Here is a 20,589-nt window from a genome sequence, read left to right as displayed (position 1 = left end):
CTTGCACAAACTCGCTAATCGAGGCAGACAAGCATACAATCCAGCCATGTCACACTACCAGTCCAACGCACCTGCCCTATGGCAATCCTTATTGCCAAAGCCAGATAACAACAGCCATAAATATAGTCGCGGCTATGTATTGATACAGGGCGGATATCCCGTGACTGGCGCAGCCAGGTTAGCAGCATACGCCGCAGCACGCAGTGGCGCTGGCATCACGGCGATCGCAGTGCCTGCAGTGGCCTTAGCGATTTATGCCAGCCAGTTATTGAGCATCATGGCCAAACCCTATGCCAGCACCCTGGACTTATATGCCCTGGTACACGACCCCAGAATAGGCGCTTTCCTGATAGGCCCGGGTGCCGGGTCAAGCAAGGAAACACGCGAGACTACACTCACCATGTTGCAAACAGCCAAGCCGGTGGTGATAGATGCAGATGCCCTTACAGCTTTCTCCAGAAAATCAGATAGCTTAAAAAAAGCAATCATCGGGCAATGTGTGCTGACGCCGCATGACGGCGAGTTTGAGAAACTGTTTGGTTTGCGCCCAGCCGATCAACTCACGGAACGCATCGCCCAGGCACTGGTGGCCGCTAAGCAAACGAATGCCACCATTTTGCTGAAGGGCACAAACACGATTATCGCTGCGCCCGATGAGCGCGTGATTGTCAATGAAAATGCGCCACCTACCCTCGCCACCGCAGGGGCCGGCGATGTACTGGCAGGTGTGATCACAGGATTACTGGCACAAGGCATGCCAGCATTTGAAGCGGCGGCGGCTGCGGTATGGTTGCACAGCGAGGCCGCTAAGCTATATGGGGTGGGGTTGATTGCAGATGATTTACCGGGATTGATCGCGGCAGCATGGCGTCAGCTTACGCTTTAAAAACTGAGATTTAAAAGCGCAAGAACAAATACCGACTAAAGCATTAACGACTACGCACTTTATTTTTCAGCAACTGGCTTTGTTCGCGTTTCCAGTCTTTCTCACGCTCGACATCGCGTTTGTCATGCTGTTTCTTGCCTTTAGCCAGGCCGATCTGCACCTTGACCCGGCCACGGGTGAAATGCATATCCAGCGGCACGATGGTGTACCCGGCACGTTCAACCTTGCCGATCAGCTTGCCTATCTCTTCGTTATGCAACAACAACTTACGTGTGCGGATCGCATCCGGGCGCACATGCGTAGAGGCCGCACCCAATGGCGTCACATGGCAACCGATCAGGTAAATCTCTCCGCGCATGATCACCACATACGCTTCTTTCAGGTTGATGCGGTTATCACGGATAGCCTTGACTTCCCAGCCTTCGAGCACGACACCGGCCTCGTACTTCTCTTCGATAAAGTAGTCAAAAAACGCTTTTTTATTTTGCGCGATGGTCATAACGCTGGTTTGCTGGCTTAAATCACTTAAAATAGCATTTTAACCCAAAACCAAACTCCGTTCCGGCGCTATATTTAATAATGGCTCAAGTAGAAAAAACCGTATTGGTCATGCACTCGTGCGAAACCATGTTTCAACTGGTGGATGCTGTAGAGGATTACGCCAGCTTTTTACCCTGGTGTGGCGGCAGCGACGTGATAGAGCGCAGCGAACAAGTGACGCAAGCCACTATCCATATTCGCTATCACGGCATCGTGCAACACTTCACCACCCGCAATCACAAGCAATTTCCGCATCGGATGGATATCACGCTGGTAGATGGCCCGTTCAAACAGTTAACCGGCCACTGGCATTTTATTCCGCTGCGTGAAGATGCCTGCAAAATCGAGTTCAAGCTCGAGTATGTGTTTGCCAACGGCCTGATCGAACGCATCATTGCGCCAGTATTCAGCCATATCGCCAATACCTTTGTTGACAGCTTTGTGAAGCAGGCAAACAAGCTTTACTCCAAATAATCAATATCTATGAGTGAAGCGCTATCGGACATGATGACAGTGGAAGTCGCTTACGCACTGCCGCAAAAACAAGTGATCCTCTCACTGACCGTGCAAATCGGGACGACTGCGCTGCAAGCCATTCAACAATCAGGTTTATTGCTGGAGTTTCCTGAACTGTCGCTTGAGCACTGCAAGATGGGTATATTTGGAAAAGTAGTGGACCGCGATGCAGTATTACAAGCACTGGACCGGGTTGAGATTTACAGGCCATTAATCGCGGACCCTAAACAAGCCCGCAGACTAAGGGCTGCGATAAAAAATACGGCCACTGAAAAGAATCAGGCTGCCAAAAGTGGTCAGCAAAAATCTAAACGCCGCTGACTATTCAAACGAAAGCGTTATTCAACTGGACAATTTTCGTCAATTTCATACTGGGCACGCGCCAGATTGTCACGAATCTGCTCATCGCTTAAATATTCTTTTTCACCGAACTCATTGACGCTCTGCATGCGCCCACCCACCGCATAGTTGCGATAATTGGTGCGTGCTGACGCGCAGTTTTGCGCTTTCATGCGTGTCTCTGCGGCTTTGGCGACAGCCTCTGCCTCATCGGACAACGGCTTTCTTTGCTGCCCTTTTCCAGCAGCGGTTTCTTTATCTGCTGGCGCTGGCGCTGGCGATGCGTTCTCTTTATAAGCATCTGCGCGGGTCAAGGGGTATTCATTAGAGACTTTGGTGGCTTTAATTTCCTGTGCATTTTGTTTGCCCGCTGGTGGCGGGACATCAGAGTAATTCATCACCCCTTTTGCATCACGCCATTTATAGATCTCGGCATGCGCGGGAATATGCAACAAACAAGCAATGCATACAATATTCCGAATCACTTTCATTAATCTCACGTTTATTTCCCGCCTCAACAGTATGTGACTATGCCCGCCATTCGAAATAGCCATGCATAAACCATGCCAGACAGCGCTGTTTTAGCAACTAAAAATGCAAAACGCTTTGTCAAGGTAAAACGAAATCGGTATAATTATATTTTGGAGACAAGGATTCCACATGCGTTTGTTGCAACAAGCTCTCACCTTTGACGATGTTTTACTCGTTCCAGCCCATTCTACCGTGATGCCTCGTGATGTCAGCTTGCGCACAAAACTGACAAAAAGCATCACTTTAAACATCCCCCTACTTTCTGCCGCCATGGATACCGTCACGGAAGCCCGCATGGCCATCGCGCTGGCGCAGTTGGGCGGCATGGGGATTATCCATAAAAACATGTCGATAGAGATGCAGGCTTCACGCGTCTCGCGAGTTAAACGCTTTGAATCAGGCGTCGTGATTGACCCGGTGACGATACACCCGGCGATGACGGTACGCGAAGTGATTGAACTGACCAAACACCATAAAATCTCCGGTTTGCCTGTCTTACAAGACGGCAAAGTGGTTGGCATTGTCACCAACCGTGATTTGCGTTTTGAAACCAATCTGGACCAGGCTGTCAGCAACGTCATGACCTCGCAAGATCGCCTGGTCACAGTACGTGAAGGCGCTAGCCGTGAAGAGATCATGGGCTTGTTGCATAAACATCGCCTGGAACGCTTATTAGTGATTGGCGAGCAATACGAGCTCAAGGGCCTGATCACCGTCAAAGACATTCAAAAATCTTCAGACCATCCACTGGCCTGTAAAGATGAAAAAGGCCGTTTGCTGGTAGGCGCTGCGGTCGGTGTGGGTGATGGTACGGATGAACGTATCGCTGCCTTGGTCGAAGCTGGCGTGGATGCCATTGTCGTGGATACTGCACACGGTCATTCACAAGGTGTGCTGGACCGCGTGAAATGGGCAAAAACCCACTACCCTAAGCTGCAAGTGATTGGTGGCAATATCGCCACTGCCGATGCCGCACTGGCCCTGGTAGACCACGGTGCCGATTGCGTGAAAGTGGGCATTGGCCCAGGCTCCATCTGTACCACACGCATTGTCGCTGGTGTAGGCGTGCCGCAAATCACGGCTATCAGCAATGTGGCTAAAGCCCTGGAGAAATCCGGCGTGCCGTTTATTGCCGATGGTGGTATCCGCTTCTCTGGTGATATTTCTAAAGCGATTGCAGCCGGTGCCAACAGCGTGATGCTGGGCGGCATGTTTGCAGGCACTGAAGAAGCGCCTGGTGAAGTCGAGCTATACCAAGGCCGTTCTTATAAGTCTTATCGCGGCATGGGTTCCATCGGTGCCATGCAAAAAGGCTCATCTGACCGCTACTTCCAGGAAACCTCCAACGCTGACAAACTGGTTCCGGAAGGCATCGAAGGCCGTGTGCCTTACAAAGGCAGCGTAGTCGCGGTTGTACATCAACTGATGGGTGGCCTGCGTGCTTCCATGGGTTATGTCGGATGCTCCACCATTGAAGACATGCGCAGCAAAGCCGAGTTTGTACAGATCACCAGTGCCGGCATGCATGAATCGCATGTGCATGATGTGCAAATTACTAAAGAAGCACCGAACTACCGCATTGACTAATGCTTGTTTTAACGCAAAGCGCAGCAGTTTTTTACCGCTGCGCTTTTGTTCATTCTAGTGACCTGAAAATTTATGCACTCAAAAATCCTTATTCTTGATTTCGGTTCGCAAGTAACGCAGCTGATCGCCCGCCGCGTCCGCGAAGCCCACGTTTACTGTGAAATCCATCCCTGTGATGTGTCGGATGAGTTCGTCCGCAACTTTGGTGCCGATGGCATCATCCTGAGCGGTAGCCACGCCAGCGTTTACGAAGAAGAAACCGACAAAGCACCGCAGGCCGCGTTTGAACTTGGCATTCCGGTACTCGGTATCTGCTATGGCATGCAAACCATGGCGCAACAACTGGGCGGCAAGGTAGAAGCTGGCCAAAAACGTGAATTCGGCTATGCCCAGGTACGCGCGCGTGGGCACTCTGCCCTGTTCCGTGACATCCAGGATGCAACCAATGCAGAAGGCCACGGCCTGGTAGACGTATGGATGAGCCACGGCGATAAAGTCACTGAATTGCCAGCCGGCTTTAAAGTGATTGCCAGCAATGAGACGACGCCGATTGCCGCGATGGCCGACGAAGAGCGCAAGTTCTACGCCGTGCAGTTTCACCCGGAAGTCACCCACACCAAACAAGGCCAGGCCATGCTGGAGCGCTTTGTACTTGACATCTGTGCTGCGAAACCAGACTGGATCATGGGCGACTATATCGCCGAAGCGGTGGCCAACATCAAGGCACAAGTCGGTGACGAAGAAGTCATTTTAGGCTTGTCTGGCGGTGTGGATTCCTCCGTGGCTGCGGCATTGATCCACCGCGCCATTGGCGACCAATTGACCTGCGTGTTTGTTGACCACGGCCTGTTACGCCTCAACGAAGGCGACATGGTCATGGAGATGTTTGCCGGACGTTTAAACGCCAATGTCATCCGTGTTGATGCAACTGAACAATTCATGAGCAAACTGGCTGGCGTGAGCGATCCGGAAGCCAAGCGTAAAATCATTGGTGGCGAGTTTGTAGAAGTGTTCAAAGCCGAAGCCGCCAAACTGAAAGCCAGCGGTGGCGGGCATAAAGGCGCGACTTTCCTGGCGCAAGGCACGATCTACCCGGATGTGATTGAATCTGGTGGCGCCAAATCCAAAAAAGCTGTCACTATCAAAAGCCACCACAACGTAGGCGGTTTGCCAGCACAATTAGGCTTAAAACTGCTAGAGCCTTTGCGTGAACTGTTTAAAGACGAAGTCCGTGAACTCGGCGTTGCCCTGGGCTTGCCGCGTGACATGGTTTATCGCCACCCTTTCCCTGGCCCTGGCCTGGGCGTACGTATCCTGGGTGAGGTAAAAGCCGAATTCACCCTGCTGTTGCAACGTGCGGATGCCATTTTCATTGAAGAGTTACGTAACACTGTAGACGAAAAATCAGGTAAATCCTGGTATGACCTGACCAGCCAGGCCTTTACTGTTTTCCTGCCGGTCAAATCGGTAGGTGTGATGGGCGATGGCCGTACTTATGATTACGTGGTGGCCTTGCGCGCTGTAGTCACCAGCGATTTCATGACCGCACACTGGGCAGAATTACCTTATAGCCTGCTCGGCAAAGTGTCTAACCGCATTATCAACGAAGTGCGCGGCATCAACCGTGTGGTCTACGATATTTCCGGCAAACCACCAGCAACGATCGAGTGGGAATAATCCCTGATTTTGATTCGATCTCCCCTTTAAAACAGAGAACAAGACGATGAGCACAAAACCCATTATCCTCACTGGCGACCGCCCTACCGGCCCTTTGCATCTAGGGCATTTTGTAGGCAGTTTGCGTAACCGCGTGAAATACCAGCACGAATACAAGCAATACGTGATGCTGGCTGACGCACAGGCGCTGACCGACAATATGGATGATATTGATAAAGTGCATCGCAATGTGGTCGAAGTCGCGCTGGATTACCTGGCAGTGGGCATAGACCCCAAACTGTCGACCATTTTTATCCAGTCACAAGTGCCTGAACTGACTGAACTCGCGTTCTACTACCTGAACCTGGTGACTGTCGCCCGCCTGGAAAGAAACCCGACTGTGAAAGAGGAGATCCGCCTGCGTGATTTTGAGCGCGATATTCCTGCTGGTTTCCTGACTTACCCGGTCAGCCAGGCGGCAGATATCACCGCCTTCAAGGCGACGCTGGTGCCGGTTGGCGAAGACCAGATCCCGATGATAGAGCAAACCAACGAGATCGTGCGCCGCTTTAACCGCACCTATAAAAATGCCATCACCAAACAGGAAATCCTTGTGGAAACCAAAGCGCTGGTGCCAGAGCTTGGCCGCTTACCAGGTATTGATGGCAAAGCCAAAATGAGTAAATCACTGGGCAATGTGATCAACCTGGGCGCGACTGCTGATGAAATCAGCAAGGCCGTGAAAAAAGTGTATACCGACCCATTGCACCTGAAGATTGAAGACCCTGGCCATGTGGAAGGCAATATTGCGTTTACCTACCTGGATGCGTTTGATATTGATAAAGCTGCCGTTGCTGAACTGAAAGCGCATTACACACGTGGCGGCCTGGCAGATAGCATCGTGAAAAAACGCCTGGAAGCTGTCTTGCAGGAAATGCTGGAGCCTATCCGTACACGCAGAGCCGAACTGGCGAATGACAAAGGCTATATTCTACAGTTGCTTCGCGAAGGTACTGAACAAGCGCGCGAAGTAGCTGCCCAAACCATGGATGAAGTCAAAGCTGCGCTGGGCTTGAATTATTTCTAGCTGGCATCAATTAACAGCATGAGCCGCGGATTTGTAAAAGAAGACGATCTTGAATTAGCAGGCACCGACCTGCCGGAGCGGCCAATCAGTCCGCACACCAATTATGTAACACCAGAAGGCCTGCAACAGCTGCAGCAGTCTGCGAAAACGCTGGAAAGCCAGCGACCGCAATACGCAACGCGTAAAGAAGACCCAAACGCGCAGCAAAAACTGGCCGAGATCGACCGTGATTTACGCTATTTATTTGCCAGGCTGGAATCAGCACAACTGGTAGAACCGGCATTGCAACCGCGTCATACAGTATTGTTTGGCGCCACGGTGATAGTAGAAGATGAAGAAGGCACACAGTCGACATTCAAGATTGTGGGCGAAGACGAAGCCGATATTGCGCTGCAAAAAGTCAGTTATGTTTCTCCAGTGGCTAAAGCACTGCTGGGTCGTAAAGTTGGCGATAGCTCTACCTGGCAACGTCCGGCTGGCCCCTTGCAATTAGACATTTTAAATATTGAGTATTGAAGACTAAATGAAAGTATCACAAGCCATCAACGAACGGCGTTCTGTTAAAAGCTACGACCCCAGCCATCGCATGACAGAGGCTGAGATTGAACAACTGATGTCGCTGGCCATGCTCTCCCCGACCGCGTTTAATATCCAGCATTGGCGATTTGTGGTGGTCACTGACCCGGTGCTGCGTCACCAGATTCGTGCTGTGAGCTGGAATCAGGCGCAAGTGACTGATGCATCCCTGCTGATCGTATTAACCGCTGACCTTAAAGCATGGGAAAAAGACCCGGCAAGGTATTGGGTGAATGCGCCAAAGCAAGCCAGTGATTACCTGGTGAGGGCCATTCATGACTATTACACCGATCACGCGCAGGCTGAACGTGATGAAGGCATGCGCTCTGGCGGCATGGCAGCCATGACCTTAATGCTGGCCGCCAAGGAAATGGGCTACGACACTTGCCCAATGGATGGTTTTGATTTTGATGCGGTTGGCAAACTGATCAACCTGCCTGCAGACCATGTGCCGGTGATGTTCGTCGTGGTGGGTAAACCGCTGGAAGCTGCCAAGCCGCGTAGTGGGCAATTGCCACTAAATGAAGTCGTCATCTACAACCGTTTTGAATAATGCTGCGTGAATTTCATTGAAGAGCGCAGCCTTAATTAACGATTTAATTAACTATTTTTTGAGAGTTCTTGCATGTTAGTTGCAAACAATATCACCATGCAGTTTGGCTCCAAGCCACTGTTTGAAAACGTTTCCGTGAAGTTCGGCGATGGTAACCGTTATGGCCTGATTGGCGCCAACGGTTGCGGTAAATCCACCTTTATGAAGATCCTGGCTGGCGTACTGGAACCTTCCAGTGGCAATATCAGCCTGGACCCTAACGAGCGTATGGCCTTCCTGAAACAGGACCAGTTCGCTTACGAAGACCAGCGCGTGCTGGATGTGGTCATGATGGGCCACGAGCAGATGTGGAAAGCCATGCAGGAGCGTGACGCGATCTACGCCAACCTCGAAGCCACTGAAGATGATTACATGCGTGCCGCAGAACTCGAAGGCGAGTTTGCAGAGTATGACGGCTACACCGCTGAAGCGCGTGCTGGCGAATTGCTGCTGGGTGTAGGCATTCCTATCGAGCAGCATACCGGCCCGATGAGCGCCGTTGCGCCAGGCTGGAAGTTGCGTGTGCTGCTGGTACAAGCCCTGTTTGCCAACCCGGACGTGTTACTGCTTGATGAGCCGACCAACAACCTGGATATCAACACCATCCGCTGGCTGGAAGATATCGTCAATAATCGTGACTGCACCATGGTCATTATTTCGCATGACAGGCACTTTTTAAACCAGGTCTGTACCCATACCTGTGACATGGATTACGGCAAGATCACCTCCTACCCAGGTAACTATGACGATTACATGGAAGCCAGTATTGCTGCGCGTAATCAGCAGGCCAAAGACAACGCCAAAGCCAAACAGCAGATCGCTGATTTGCAGGACTTTGTACGCCGTTTCTCGGCCAATGCGTCTAAAGCCAAACAGGCGACCAGCCGCGCCAAGCAGATCGATAAAATCAAGGTGGAAGAATTCAAGCCTTCCAGCCGCCAGTATCCATTTATCCGCTTTGAATATGACGAGCGGGAAAAACTGCACCGCAATGCCGTAGAACTCAAAAAACTCAGCCATGGATTTGATAAACCCTTATTCAACGGCGTTGAAATGATGTTTGAAGCCGGTGAAAAAGTGGCCATCATTGGTGAGAACGGTATTGGTAAAACGACCTTTTTACGCTGCCTGGCAGGTGATCTGCAAGCCAAGCACGGTGAAGTGAAATGGGCAGAAAAAGCCAACCTCGGTTACTTTGCACAAGACCATGAATACGAGTTCGAAAAAGGTGAAGACCTGTTTGAGTGGATGACCGCGCAACGTCAGCAAGGCGACGATGACAACACCGTGCGCAGCATGCTCGGCCGTTTGCTTTTCCCCACCGAAGCTACCAAAAAGTCAGTCAAAGTCCTTTCAGGTGGTGAAAAAGGCCGCATGCTGTACGGCAAACTGATGCTTGCCAAAACTAATGTGTTATTGATGGATGAGCCCACCAACCATATGGATATGGAATCCATTGAAGCGCTGAATACGGCACTGGATAAATACAAAGGCACCTTGTTCTTTGTCAGCCATGACCGCGAATTCGTCAGCTCGATCGCCACCCGCATCATTGAAATCAAAGCCGATGGCATTGTCGACTTTACCGGCAATTATGAGGATTACCTAGCCAGCCAAGGCATCGAGTAAGCTAAACACGGAATAAATGCCTGGTAAGTGATACATTCCGATACATAGCCATGCATCCCTGACAAACACCCGATACATTCGGGTGTTTTAATGTCAACATTGCAATTTCGCAATGATGACTGAAGGATACATGATGAAACTAAAAAAACTGGCTATCGCAGGTGCTCTGGTTTTAGTCTCAATGGCTGCCTTTGCAGACGGACCAACTTGTGGCAAAGGTAATTTCGACAAAGCCCATTGGCAAGAACATAAACTGGAGCACTTTGAAAAGCACCAGGAAAGACTGCACACCGTGCTACAACTAACCGCGACACAGGAAACTGCCTGGAATGCCTATCAAGGGCAGATCAAGCCCAAGGAAAAAGGCGAGCATCCTGATTTTGCCGAACTGGACAAATTAGGCACGATCCAGCGCCTGGATAAAATGGAAGCCTGGGATAAAACGCGTGATGCACGCCAGGCCGAGCGTTCAAAAGCCATCCGTACTTTCTATGCACAATTGAACGACGCACAGAAAAAAGTATTTGATGAGAATGCTTTCCCTCACCCTCACCACGGTGGGCCACGTCACGACAAACCGCATCAATAGTCGTACGTGTTTAATGCAAAAACCGGCCACCATGGCCGGTTTTGTGCTCCAATATTTGTTTTAACCTTTTCGAGATAACCAGTGATGACCGAAGCCAACCACGATACCCATGTTCTGGTGGTAGATGATGATGACGCGATCCGCGATCTGCTGTGTGATTTCCTGCAGGAAAATCAGCTGAGCACCCATCAAGCCGCCAATCATGCGCAGATGTGGCAGGTGCTGCAACAGAAAGTACCTGATGTGGTCATCCTGGATATCAATATGCCGCAACGCAATGGCATCGAGCTCTGTCGTGAATTGCGAGAATCCCCCAAATACCACAATATTCCCATCATCATGCTCACTGCGCGCAGCAGCTCGCTGGATACCATCATGGGCCTGGAGACAGGCGCAGATGATTACGTTGCCAAGCCATTTGAGCCGCTGGAATTATTGTCGCGCATTCGCAGCGTCGTGCGCCGTAGCCGCATGGCGGCTGAAACTTCCGGCAAGCATGTCGAAGAGCTGGATAACGGCATTTTGCGCTTTATCGCTTTTAATGAATGGACGCTGGATATCCAGAATCGCACATTGATCGATAAACTCAATACCAACATTCCGCTCTCTAACGCAGAATTCAAATTTCTACGGTTCATGTTATTGCACGCCAACCGCCCGCTCAGCCGCGATCAGCTGATGGAAGAAATGCATGGCCGTGAAGCTGGCCCTTTCGACAGATCTATCGACTTGCAGATCAGCAGGATACGACAAAAGGTTGAAGTCGATAGCAAAAACCCTACCGTGATCAAGACCCTGCGCAATGAAGGCTATTTACTCACCGCCAATGTGCGTTATCTCAAATAAAAAGGCATGAGCATATGTTGAAAAACCTGCTAGGCGCCATGTCAGTGAGGATCTTCCTCATCACTGTCATTGGCATTCTGCTGACTGCGACTGTGGTCAATATGCTGGGCCAACGCGACTCGCGCGTGAACGAATCACGCCTGCGCGATCAATTTGCGTTCGACCGTATAGAGAGCATGATACGCATTCTTGAAATCACCGTGCCCGAAAAGCGCCCGGAGATACAGAGTGTGTTTAACCGCATGGGCAGCAGCCTGAAGCTCAATACCACACCGCCAGAAGATGCGCCGGCCTTACCTGCTGAACTGGCTACCCTGAATACATTGCTGGTGCCAGAAATAGCGGATCAGGTCAGCACGCTGGACCTGGAGCAGTGCGCGCCGCGCAACCGCCCGCCACCACCCCCTCCCGGCTTTGGCCCGCCTCCGCCACAAGGCTATTGCCTGGCGGTATACACGCATTTGCAAGATGCCACACCGGTGCTGATTCAATTGCGCTACGGCGGACATAGACCACCGCCAGGGCATCCGGCTGAACGTAGCCCCCTGGCCTTTTTGCTGGCCTTGCTCGGGCTGATCAGTATCATCTGGGTGGTGGCCTCAGTAGCAACGCAGCCTTTACGCAAACTGGCAAATGCCGCCCTGCAGCTGGCGCGTAATATCGAACATCCGCCCTTGCCTGAAAACCAGGGCTCGACCGAAGTACGCCATGCTGCCAAAGCTTTTAATGAGATGCAACGCAGCATCCTCAATCATGTGCAGGAACGCGGATTTATCCTCGGGGCGATCGCGCATGACCTGCAAACACCGCTGACCCGTTTGCGCCTGCGCCTGGAAAAAGTGAAAGATCCTGAACTCAAGCAAGACCTGGTCAAAGACCTGACAGCCACCCAGGAAATGGTCCGTGAAGGCCTGGATTTTGCCCGATTATGTAGTGACAGTATTGATAAAAACCGCGTGGACCTCACTGCCCTGGCCACTGCCGTCTGCGATGATTTTGACGAAGCAGGCTACCCCATCCACAAAACGCTGTCAACCGAAGCCATTACCATCATGGGCTCGGCGCACCTGCTCTCACGCTGCCTGAATAACTTATTGAATAATGCCATTCACTACGCCCTCTCGCCGACGCTTTCCATCCACACTGAAAACAAGCAGGTGATCTGCATCATCACCGATGAAGGCCCAGGCATTCCGGAACAAGAGCTTGATACGGTGCTAGAACCATTTCGCAGGCTGGAAGATTCACGTTCGCGCCACACAGGCGGAACAGGCCTGGGATTATCCATCGCACGCATGATTGTAGAGAAACACGGCGGCAGTATGTCCCTGAGCAATAAACCAGCTCCGGCGTCAGGGCTAATCATCCATATAGAGTTGCCATTAAACTGAGGCTATTCGCTCCCAGCCAGGCCAGATTTATATTGAAACCCATCATCCGCCCGGTGTAGACTAATGCGCTTGCCAGGCACCCTGATGCTTGCGAAAAATCGGAGAAGTGGCAGAGCTGGTTGAATGTACCTGACTCGAAATCAGGCATGCGTGAAAGCGCATCGAGGGTTCGAATCCCTCCTTCTCCGCCAACTGCTTTATCAACGCTATTGATCTAAAAACTTTGCGTTAACAAGCATCTGCCATTTGGATGAGGCCTAAGTGCATATCAAACTGCGCGCACTTTCAGCTTTATTCACTCACGACCTGATGAACGTTATCACGGGCCAGGAATGCAGGATTTTGCTACTCCCTGTTCTGAGTTTGCCCTGTCTATCGAAAACAATAAATGTGCTGGTAAAGCCCCGAAAAAGAAAAGGCATCTTTTGAAAGATGCCTTATTAATCGGAGACCATATTGGGGAATACTGGTAGGGTTTGATTTACCCTGTTTAAATTAAGTCGCCCAATTTAAACAGTCCTAGTGGCAAACTCAAGCCCTAGCCATTAGCATGCAGGGAATCATTCTGAGTGCATATAGGAGTTTTTCCTGAATATGTCTACCCGGTGAAAATGGATGAATCATACGGATAAACCCGCTGCCATCCTCTGCCAAAGGAAAAACATCACCGAGCACAATATAAAAAACGCCCGTAAGGGCGTTTTGTTTCAGGCTGGCTTAGCCGTTTTGCAGCGCACGAATCTCGGGCAAGTTTCGCCACCAGCCATAGACATCCATGCCACAGCCAAACACATATCGGTTTGGGACAGTCAGGCCAACGACATCGGCTTTCAGTGGTTTTTTCAGGCCGTTGTCTTTATCAGCCAGTACGGCAGTCAGCACTTGTTTTGCCCCGGCCTGTTCACAGTGGCGCACCACTTCTGCCAGCGTGATGCCTTCATCCAGAATGTCATCCAGCACTACAACCGTTTGTCCGGCTAAATCAAACTCTGGTGCTTTTGCCCAGACGATATCGCTGCCTGATGTGCCATGGTAGCGATTCGCTTGCAGGTAATCGAGGCGCGCCGGCAGTTGTAACCTTTGCATTAACTGGCCCGCCAGGTAAAGCCCGCCGCGCATCACACATAGCAGCAGCACTGATTGGCCCGCCAATTTCTCGTGTAATGACTGGGCGATTTGATCCAATGCCTGCCTGACATCTGCTTCAGTGAAGACGATGTCAGAATGCGCAAGCCAGTAGTCCGGCAACTGGGTATTGGGATCTTGCATGGTGATTTAAATTTGGAATTAAATCGCCAGCGTTTTCAGATAGGCTCTGAAACTGTCGGCAATTTCGCTATGTTGCAGCGCCAGTTCAACGTTAGCCTGCATAAAGCCAAGTTTGCTGCCGCAATCGTAGCGCTTGCCTTTGTAGCGGTAGGCTTTCACTTTTTCGAATTCCATCAGGGCAGAGATACCATCCGTCAGTTGAATCTCGCCGCCCTTGCCTGGTTTAACATGCTCCAGGCAATCAAAAATCCGCGGTGACAATACATAGCGGCCAACCACCGCCAGGTTGGAAGGTGCTTCTTCCGGCTTTGGTTTTTCAACCATGCCTTTGACCAACAACAAATCATCTGTTTCTGCGACCGCATCCACCACGCCATAACTGCTGGTTTCTTCAGGGGCAACGGTTTCAATGCCCAGGATAGAACACTGATGTTGCTCATAGATATCGACCATTTGTTTGGTGATGGAGACATCGCCACACAGCAGATCATCTGCAAGCAGCACAGCAAAGGGTTCATTGCCAACCACAGGTTTGGCGCACAGCACGGCATGGCCCAGGCCCAAGGCTTGTGACTGGCGGATAAATACGCAGCTCACGCCTTTTGGCAAAATGCTGTGTACGATATCCAGCAATTTTTGTTTACCGGCAGCTTCCAGTTCAGCTTCCAGTTCATAGGCTTTGTCAAAATGGTCGGCAATCGAACGTTTATTACGCCCGGTGATAAAGATCAGCTCGGTGGCACCAGCTGCGATCGCTTCTTCAGCGGCGTATTGAATCAGTGGTTTATCTACGATGGGCAACATTTCCTTGGGACTGGCTTTGGTCGCAGGCAGAAAACGGGTCCCTAACCCGGCCACAGGAAACACTGCTTTTGTAATTCTTTTCATGGTCATAATCCTAAGAAATTTCTAGTTATAAAGTAAATATATAGTTATAAAACAAATAATATTCAATCAGACATTGGCACTATGCAATTGATTTCAATTTTAGCAAAAGAACCACACTTGCCAGCAAGGCGGTGATTGCGTTTGCAATAATCACTGGCCAATCACTGATCAATAATCCGTACACCAGCCACAAAACGACGCCTAGGGTAAAAATCGTATACATCGGCAGCGAGATGCCACTTAAATCACGCGTGCGCCACGATTTAACAACCTGTGGCACAAATGCTAGCGTAGTACACACGGCCACTATCGCCCCAATACAGGTATTTAGCGTGGTCATTTCAAATCTTCTACTTCGGCACCAAGTACCTGCAGTTTGAGCTTTTTAAACTGGTCACGGAATTGGGCGGCTTTTTCGAATTCAAGGTTTTTAGCCGCATCTTGCATGGCTTTTTCAATCCGCTTGAGTTCTTTAGCCAGCGTTTTTTCACTCATGCTTTCATAGCTGGCCTGCTCTTGCGCAGCTTTACGTTCACGATGCGCCTCATCCTTATCGTATACGCCTTCAATAATATCTTTAATGCGTTTAGTCACACCTTTAGGGACGATGCCATGTTCTTTATTGAAAGCTTCCTGAATGGTCCGACGCCTATCCGCTTCGTCCATGGCAGCCTTCATGCTACGGGTGATCTTGTTAGCGTAAAAAATCACCTTACCATTCAGGTTACGCGCCGCACGGCCCGCGGTCTGGATCAGTGAGCGCTCAGAACGCAAAAAGCCTTCCTTATCCGCATCCAGCACGGCGACCAGCGAGACTTCCGGGATATCCAGGCCTTCACGCAACAGGTTAATACCCACCAGCACATCAAATTCGCCCAGTCGCAAATCCCGGATAATTTCCACACGTTCCACCGTTTCAATATCGCTGTGCAGGTAGCGCACTTTCACGCCGTGTTCAGACAGGTAATCGGTGAGGTCTTCTGCCATGCGCTTGGTCAGTGTGGTGGTCAGCACACGTTCGCCAACGGCTACACGTTCCTTGATTTCGCCCAGCAAGTCATCCACCTGCGTATCCGCTGGTTTGACAATGATTTTCGGGTCGACCAGCCCGGTTGGGCGCGCAATCATTTCCACCACTTGTTGCTGGTGGTTTTTCTCGTAATCCGCAGGCGTGGCGGATACAAACACGCACTGACGCATAATGCGCTCAAACTCTTCAAACTTGAGCGGACGGTTATCCATGGCGGAAGGCAGGCGCCAGCCGTAATCCACCAGGTTAGATTTGCGTGAGCGGTCGCCCAGGTACATGCCGCCTATCTGCGGCACGGTGACATGGCTTTCATCGATAATCATCAATGCCTGTGCCGGTAAATAATCAATTAATGTCGGCGGCGGGTCACCCGGGCTGCGACCAGTCAGGTGGCGGCTATAGTTCTCAATGCCTTTGCAGAAGCCGATTTCATTCAGCATTTCCAGGTCAAAACGGGTGCGCTGCTCAATACGTTGTGCTTCCACCAGTTTGCCATCCGCCAGGAAAGTCGCCACACGGTCACGTAATTCGACCTTGATGGTTTCCATCGCACGTACCGTTGCTTCACGCGCCGTCACATAATGGCTGGAAGGGAAAATACGGAAGTTATGGATTTTGTTAAACACCTGGCCGGTCAATGGATCAAACAGCTGGATGCTCTCGATCTCATCATCAAACAGGCTGATGCGCACCGCTGTTTCACTGTTCTCAGACGGGAAGACATCAATAATGTCACCACGCACACGGAAACAACCACGGCCAAAATCAAAATCATTGCGGTCATATTGCATCGCAATCAGGCGCAAGACGACGTCCTTCTGCGCAATCTTCAAGCCCTGGTGTACATGCAGCACCATGCCATGATATTCGCCCGGGTCACCAATACCGTAAATCGCAGACACTGTTGCCACAATCACCGCATCTTCACGCTCCAGCAAGGCCTTGGTCGCTGCCAGGCGCAACTGCTCGATATGCTCGTTGATGCTGGAATCTTTTTCGATGAACAGGTCGCGTGAAGGCACATACGCTTCCGGTTGGTAATAGTCGTAGTAACTAACGAAATATTCAACCGCATTATTGGGAAAAAACTCCCTGAATTCACTGTACAACTGTGCCGCCAGCGTTTTATTCGGCGCCATGACAATCGCAGGTTTGCCAGTACGCGCAATCACGTTGGCCATGGTGTAAGTTTTACCAGAACCGGTCACGCCGAGCAGGGTCTGGAACTTCAACCCGTCTTCAATGCCTTTGGTGAGCTTCTCGATGGCCTGAGGCTGATCCCCTGCCGGAGGAAAAGGCTGATGTAACTCAAACTTGCTACCTGGAAAGGTGACGATCACAAAAACAATCTGATGAAATATACAATAGTGTCATTTTAACTGTTTTTAGTTCATCAGGCGTGTGATTTACATTTGAAAGCACACGCAATCAAGAGAACTTTTACACACAAAAAGTGGTCCTTTTTTGAATGCCGGCACAATCACCCTGGGGAACAGCTTGAAGCTTCTGTTATTGGTTTTTATCGGACTACTTTCCTCATCGGCACAGGCTTATAACCAACAAGCCATGATGCAAGCTTATTTTGGCGTCGTCATGATCCGCGGCTACAATGAAAATGGCGGCATGGCCTATGGCTCCGGCGTCATTATCGCTGACCATACCGTAGTCACAAACTGCCATGTCTTGCGCGCCACCAAACAACCCTGGGTGTCGCGCGGTGAAGACACCTACCCGATTACCACTGTGCGTGCCGATGTCTGGCATGACCTGTGCGTAGTCACCTCGCCCACGCTACCGTTTAAACCAGTGGCACTTGGCAATAGCTACGCACTGTTGCGCGGACAGGAAATCAGCGCGATAGGTCATTCCAATGGCGTGCCTGCGCCCATTACCTCTATCGGTGAAATCAAGGGGCTTTATCGTACGCCGTCAGGCAATATGATACGCAGCAGCGCCAAGTTTCTGATGGGCGCCAGCGGCAGCGGCTTATTTGACATGGATGGCCGGCTGATAGGCATTAATACTTTCAAAACCGCGGGCCATGGTGGCAGCATCTATTTTGCCTTACCGGTGGAATGGCTGGAGACGCTGGAGAAAATGCCAGCCAGTACTGAGTTCCCGGTGCGCGGCAAAGCCCTGTGGGAAGAAGACGAAGATAAAAAACCCTATTACATGCGGGCAGCCGTGCCAGAGTCGCGGCAGGATTGGCCTAACCTGGAAAAAATCAGCTTGCTCTGGACGCAGCAGGAAGTCACGAATGCCGATGCCTGGTTCAGCCTGGGCCTGGCGGAACAATCCCTGAAACAATTAGACGCGGCTGCCAATGCTTTCCAGAAAGCCGTCGCACTTGATGGCCAATTTGTAGAAGCCTGGTTCAGGCGGGGTGAGGTCGCCCAGTTACTCGGCGATGATAAAACCGTGAAAGACATTGAGCTGCAATTACAGAAAATTGACCCATTGCTGGTGTCGGTTTACCAGAATTACCTTCAATGCGAGAAAAACTGCCAGAAACAATGAGTTAAACCGGCAAAAAACGATAGTCGCTGGCTTCCACGACCGCTCATTTTTGCGTAAAATGTTGCGTTTTTCATTTTTTTGCAGGCAGCGATTGCCTGCTTGTGCATACCGACCAACAAGGAAGCCATTTTGAGCAAACCTGCCGCCAACGTGCTGTCTGCGCGTGTTTTATCCATTAAAGAATCCCCTACTTTGGCGATCACCGCCAAAGCCGCCAGATATAAATCTGAGGGCCGCCCGATTATTGGCCTGGCAGCAGGGGAGCCGGATTTCGATACGCCGCAACATATTAAAGATGCAGCCAAAGCGGCGATTGATGCCGGTTATACAAAATACACGCCGGTCAGCGGCATCCCTGCCCTGAAAAAAGCCATCGTTAACAAATTCAAGAATGAAAACGGTTTTGACTATGCCGTGAATGAAGTGATTGTCGGCGTAGGCGGCAAACAAACCATTTTCAACCTGTGCCTGGCCGTGCTCAACCCTGGCGATGAAGTGATTATTCCAGCGCCTTACTGGGTCAGCTATGCTGATATCGCCATGGTGGCCGAAGCCAAACCAGTGATCCTGGAGTGTGGTATTGAGCAAGGCTTTAAATTATTGCCTGGCCAGTTGGAAGCCGCCATCAACAGCAAAACCAAACTGGTGATGTTTAACTCGCCTTCTAACCCGACTGGCGCGGTGTACAGCCTGGAAGAATTGCAGGCGTTGGGCGAAGTACTACTCAAGCACCCGCATGTGCTGATCGCTACGGATGATATGTATGAACACGTCAACCTGACTGGCGAAAAATTCCATAACATACTGAATGCAGCGCCTGATCTCAAAGACCGCTGTATCGTATTAAACGGCGTTTCAAAAGCATACTCCATGACCGGCTGGCGTATCGGTTATGCGGCTGGCCCGGCTTATATCATCAAGGCGATGGAAATCCTGCAAAGCCAGTCCACCAGCAACCCGACTTCTATTTCACAATATGCAGCAGAAGCGGCACTGAGTGGCTCACAAGACTGTATCAAGCCTATGGTGGCTGCGTTTAAAGAGCGCCACAAATACGTCGTTGACCGTTTTAATGCCATGCCAGGCCTGAGCTGTTTGATGGCGGGCGGCGCTTTCTATGCTTTCCCGGATGCACGCCAGGCGATCAACAACCTGCACCAGGCGAGCAAAATCAAAGAAACTTCCGATATGGCCCTGGCTGAATATTTGCTGGAAGAACATAACGTGGCCGTGGTACCAGGCTCGGCTTTTGGTGCCGAAGGTTACTTCCGCATCTCGTTTGCCACCAGCATGGACAATCTGCGCGAAGCCTTGGACCGCATCGAAAAAGCACTTAGCGTATAAGATACTTGCGCATTCAGCAGACAATAAAAAAGCGCCTGAGGCGCTTTTTTAGTTTTTAAAAAGTGCGTCCTTAATCATTCAGGAAATCTTTTAACGGGCTATTCGGCAAGCCGACATCTGCACTAGCAGTTTGCGTCATCAGGTCAGCCAGTTGCGTAATTGGCAGCACAGTAGGCGAGACAACTGCATGACTATCGCCAGAAACCAGCACATCATGGATATTCAGCGCATCCAGCTCTAATGTTTGCTCGGTAATAGACGCATGGGCGATTGAAACAAAAGCGCTGCTGTCTTCTTGCAACATGGAAGCCAACGGTGGTGACAAATCGATCGCATCATTCAATTGCAAGGCCGCCAGCACATGCTGGATCACAGCTGGATTGACAGCATACTCACTGATATCAACAGCGCCAGATGCCGCGGACAACACATCAGAAAGCTTGATCGCTTGCTGCTCGGCAAACTGTACCACCTCGCCATTGGCTGCCTGCATAGCCACCTGTGTACCTGCCACGGTGACTAACTGGTCACCTTCATGCAATGCATCACCGGCTTTCAGCAACCTATGCTGGCCATGTTGATCTACAATTTCCGCATCACCGGTCAGCCCCACCACTTTTCCTAAAACTGTACGCATAGTCATCTCCTGTTGCGCTCATTATAAACGACGTTGGCACAATAAAAAATTGGCCCATTCGGGTAACAAAGCGATACCTGACCCGCATAATCCGCTTGACTTCCGTAGACAATTTATCAGCGAAACAGGCATTTAAAGA

21 protein-coding genes and 1 tRNA gene are annotated in these 20,589 nt (G+C 50.8%); 15 read left to right on the top strand and 7 right to left on the bottom strand.

Going from position 1 to position 20,589, the window contains the following annotated elements:
• The first annotated feature begins 46 nt into the window (after positions 1-46).
• The gene (locus ACSSVF_RS09975; RefSeq protein WP_492403246.1) at positions 47-886 is read left to right on the top strand and encodes an NAD(P)H-hydrate dehydratase; all 840 of its coding nucleotides are present in this window, start codon (positions 47-49) and stop codon (positions 884-886) included.
• A 43-nt stretch (positions 887-929) separates the two neighbouring features.
• Here the strand turns inward: ACSSVF_RS09975 and smpB are convergent, their stop codons facing one another.
• The gene (gene smpB, locus ACSSVF_RS09970; protein WP_492403244.1) at positions 930-1,385 is read right to left on the bottom strand and encodes an SsrA-binding protein SmpB; all 456 of its coding nucleotides are present in this window, start codon (positions 1,383-1,385) and stop codon (positions 930-932) included.
• An 80-nt stretch (positions 1,386-1,465) separates the two neighbouring features.
• Here smpB and ACSSVF_RS09965 point away from each other — a divergent pair, with 80 nt between their 5' ends.
• Together ACSSVF_RS09965 and ACSSVF_RS09960 are read left to right on the top strand one after the other, a co-directional pair.
• The gene (locus tag ACSSVF_RS09965; RefSeq protein ID WP_492403242.1) at positions 1,466-1,900 is read left to right on the top strand and encodes a type II toxin-antitoxin system RatA family toxin; all 435 of its coding nucleotides are present in this window, start codon (positions 1,466-1,468) and stop codon (positions 1,898-1,900) included.
• A 9-nt stretch (positions 1,901-1,909) separates the two neighbouring features.
• Positions 1,910-2,263 (top strand): RnfH family protein, encoded by a 354-nt coding sequence (locus ACSSVF_RS09960; protein ID WP_492403241.1) that lies wholly within the window; start codon positions 1,910-1,912, stop codon positions 2,261-2,263.
• Positions 2,264-2,280: 17 nt separating this feature from the next.
• Here the strand turns inward: ACSSVF_RS09960 and ACSSVF_RS09955 are convergent, their stop codons facing one another.
• The gene (locus tag ACSSVF_RS09955) at positions 2,281-2,736 is read right to left on the bottom strand and encodes a DUF4124 domain-containing protein (RefSeq protein WP_492403240.1); all 456 of its coding nucleotides are present in this window, start codon (positions 2,734-2,736) and stop codon (positions 2,281-2,283) included.
• 205 nt (positions 2,737-2,941) lie between these two features.
• Between ACSSVF_RS09955 and guaB the strand changes: the two genes are divergently transcribed.
• The 10 genes from guaB to ACSSVF_RS09905 all read left to right on the top strand — a co-directional run bounded on the left by guaB (position 2,942) and on the right by ACSSVF_RS09905 (position 12,956).
• Positions 2,942-4,399 (top strand): IMP dehydrogenase, encoded by a 1,458-nt coding sequence (guaB, locus tag ACSSVF_RS09950; RefSeq protein ID WP_492403238.1) that lies wholly within the window; start codon positions 2,942-2,944, stop codon positions 4,397-4,399.
• 72 nt (positions 4,400-4,471) lie between these two features.
• A complete protein-coding gene (gene guaA, locus ACSSVF_RS09945) occupies positions 4,472-6,076 on the top strand; it encodes a glutamine-hydrolyzing GMP synthase (protein ID WP_492403236.1) in 1,605 nt (534 codons plus the stop codon).
• Between the two features lie 46 nt (positions 6,077-6,122).
• Positions 6,123-7,142, top strand: coding sequence for a tryptophan--tRNA ligase (gene trpS / locus ACSSVF_RS09940; RefSeq protein WP_492403234.1), 1,020 nt, complete (start codon positions 6,123-6,125; stop codon positions 7,140-7,142).
• 18 nt (positions 7,143-7,160) lie between these two features.
• Entirely contained in the window at positions 7,161-7,658 is a 498-nt protein-coding gene (locus ACSSVF_RS09935; protein WP_492403232.1) for a GreA/GreB family elongation factor, read from the top strand.
• A gap of 7 nt (positions 7,659-7,665) precedes the next feature.
• Positions 7,666-8,271, top strand: a complete 606-nt coding sequence (locus ACSSVF_RS09930) for a nitroreductase family protein (protein WP_492403230.1) — start codon at positions 7,666-7,668, stop codon at positions 8,269-8,271.
• 72 nt (positions 8,272-8,343) lie between these two features.
• Entirely contained in the window at positions 8,344-9,939 is a 1,596-nt protein-coding gene (locus ACSSVF_RS09925; RefSeq protein WP_442586668.1) for an ABC-F family ATPase, read from the top strand.
• Positions 9,940-10,069: 130 nt separating this feature from the next.
• A complete protein-coding gene (locus tag ACSSVF_RS09920) occupies positions 10,070-10,528 on the top strand; it encodes a Spy/CpxP family protein refolding chaperone (protein WP_492403229.1) in 459 nt (152 codons plus the stop codon).
• An 84-nt stretch (positions 10,529-10,612) separates the two neighbouring features.
• Entirely contained in the window at positions 10,613-11,374 is a 762-nt protein-coding gene (locus ACSSVF_RS09915) for a response regulator (protein WP_492403227.1), read from the top strand.
• 14 nt (positions 11,375-11,388) lie between these two features.
• The gene (locus tag ACSSVF_RS09910; RefSeq protein WP_492403225.1) at positions 11,389-12,765 is read left to right on the top strand and encodes an ATP-binding protein; all 1,377 of its coding nucleotides are present in this window, start codon (positions 11,389-11,391) and stop codon (positions 12,763-12,765) included.
• Between the two features lie 100 nt (positions 12,766-12,865).
• A tRNA-Ser gene (locus tag ACSSVF_RS09905) sits at positions 12,866-12,956 on the top strand.
• Between the two features lie 526 nt (positions 12,957-13,482).
• On the opposite strand, the gene ACSSVF_RS09900 is transcribed toward ACSSVF_RS09905, so the two are convergent.
• The 4 genes from ACSSVF_RS09900 to uvrB all read right to left on the bottom strand — a co-directional run bounded on the left by ACSSVF_RS09900 (position 13,483) and on the right by uvrB (position 17,292).
• Positions 13,483-14,034: a hypoxanthine-guanine phosphoribosyltransferase gene (locus tag ACSSVF_RS09900; protein ID WP_492403223.1), complete on the bottom strand. Its 552-nt coding sequence runs from the start codon at positions 14,032-14,034 to the stop codon at positions 13,483-13,485.
• A gap of 18 nt (positions 14,035-14,052) precedes the next feature.
• Positions 14,053-14,922, bottom strand: a complete 870-nt coding sequence (galU, locus tag ACSSVF_RS09895; protein WP_492403221.1) for a UTP--glucose-1-phosphate uridylyltransferase GalU — start codon at positions 14,920-14,922, stop codon at positions 14,053-14,055.
• A 79-nt stretch (positions 14,923-15,001) separates the two neighbouring features.
• Positions 15,002-15,262, bottom strand: coding sequence for a SemiSWEET transporter (locus ACSSVF_RS09890; RefSeq protein ID WP_492403220.1), 261 nt, complete (start codon positions 15,260-15,262; stop codon positions 15,002-15,004).
• Complete coding sequence (gene uvrB / locus ACSSVF_RS09885) at positions 15,259-17,292, bottom strand: excinuclease ABC subunit UvrB (protein ID WP_492403218.1); 2,034 nt, start codon at positions 17,290-17,292, stop codon at positions 15,259-15,261. Before uvrB ends, ACSSVF_RS09890 begins: the two co-directional genes overlap by 4 nt.
• 157 nt (positions 17,293-17,449) lie before the next feature.
• Here uvrB and ACSSVF_RS09880 point away from each other — a divergent pair, with 157 nt between their 5' ends.
• Complete coding sequence (locus ACSSVF_RS09880; protein ID WP_492403217.1) at positions 17,450-18,469, top strand: trypsin-like peptidase domain-containing protein; 1,020 nt, start codon at positions 17,450-17,452, stop codon at positions 18,467-18,469.
• A gap of 129 nt (positions 18,470-18,598) precedes the next feature.
• A complete protein-coding gene (locus ACSSVF_RS09875; protein WP_492403215.1) occupies positions 18,599-19,813 on the top strand; it encodes a pyridoxal phosphate-dependent aminotransferase in 1,215 nt (404 codons plus the stop codon).
• 70 nt (positions 19,814-19,883) lie between these two features.
• Here the strand turns inward: ACSSVF_RS09875 and ACSSVF_RS09870 are convergent, their stop codons facing one another.
• Positions 19,884-20,450 carry a hypothetical protein gene (locus tag ACSSVF_RS09870; protein ID WP_492403213.1) on the bottom strand — a complete coding sequence of 189 codons (567 nt, stop codon included), beginning with the start codon at positions 20,448-20,450 and terminating at the stop codon, positions 19,884-19,886.
• Positions 20,451-20,589 lie beyond the last annotated feature (139 nt).

Source organism: Methylophilus sp. E2MeOHC9, from assembly GCF_058744375.1.
This window is presented reverse-complemented; position numbering and strand designations above follow the sequence as displayed.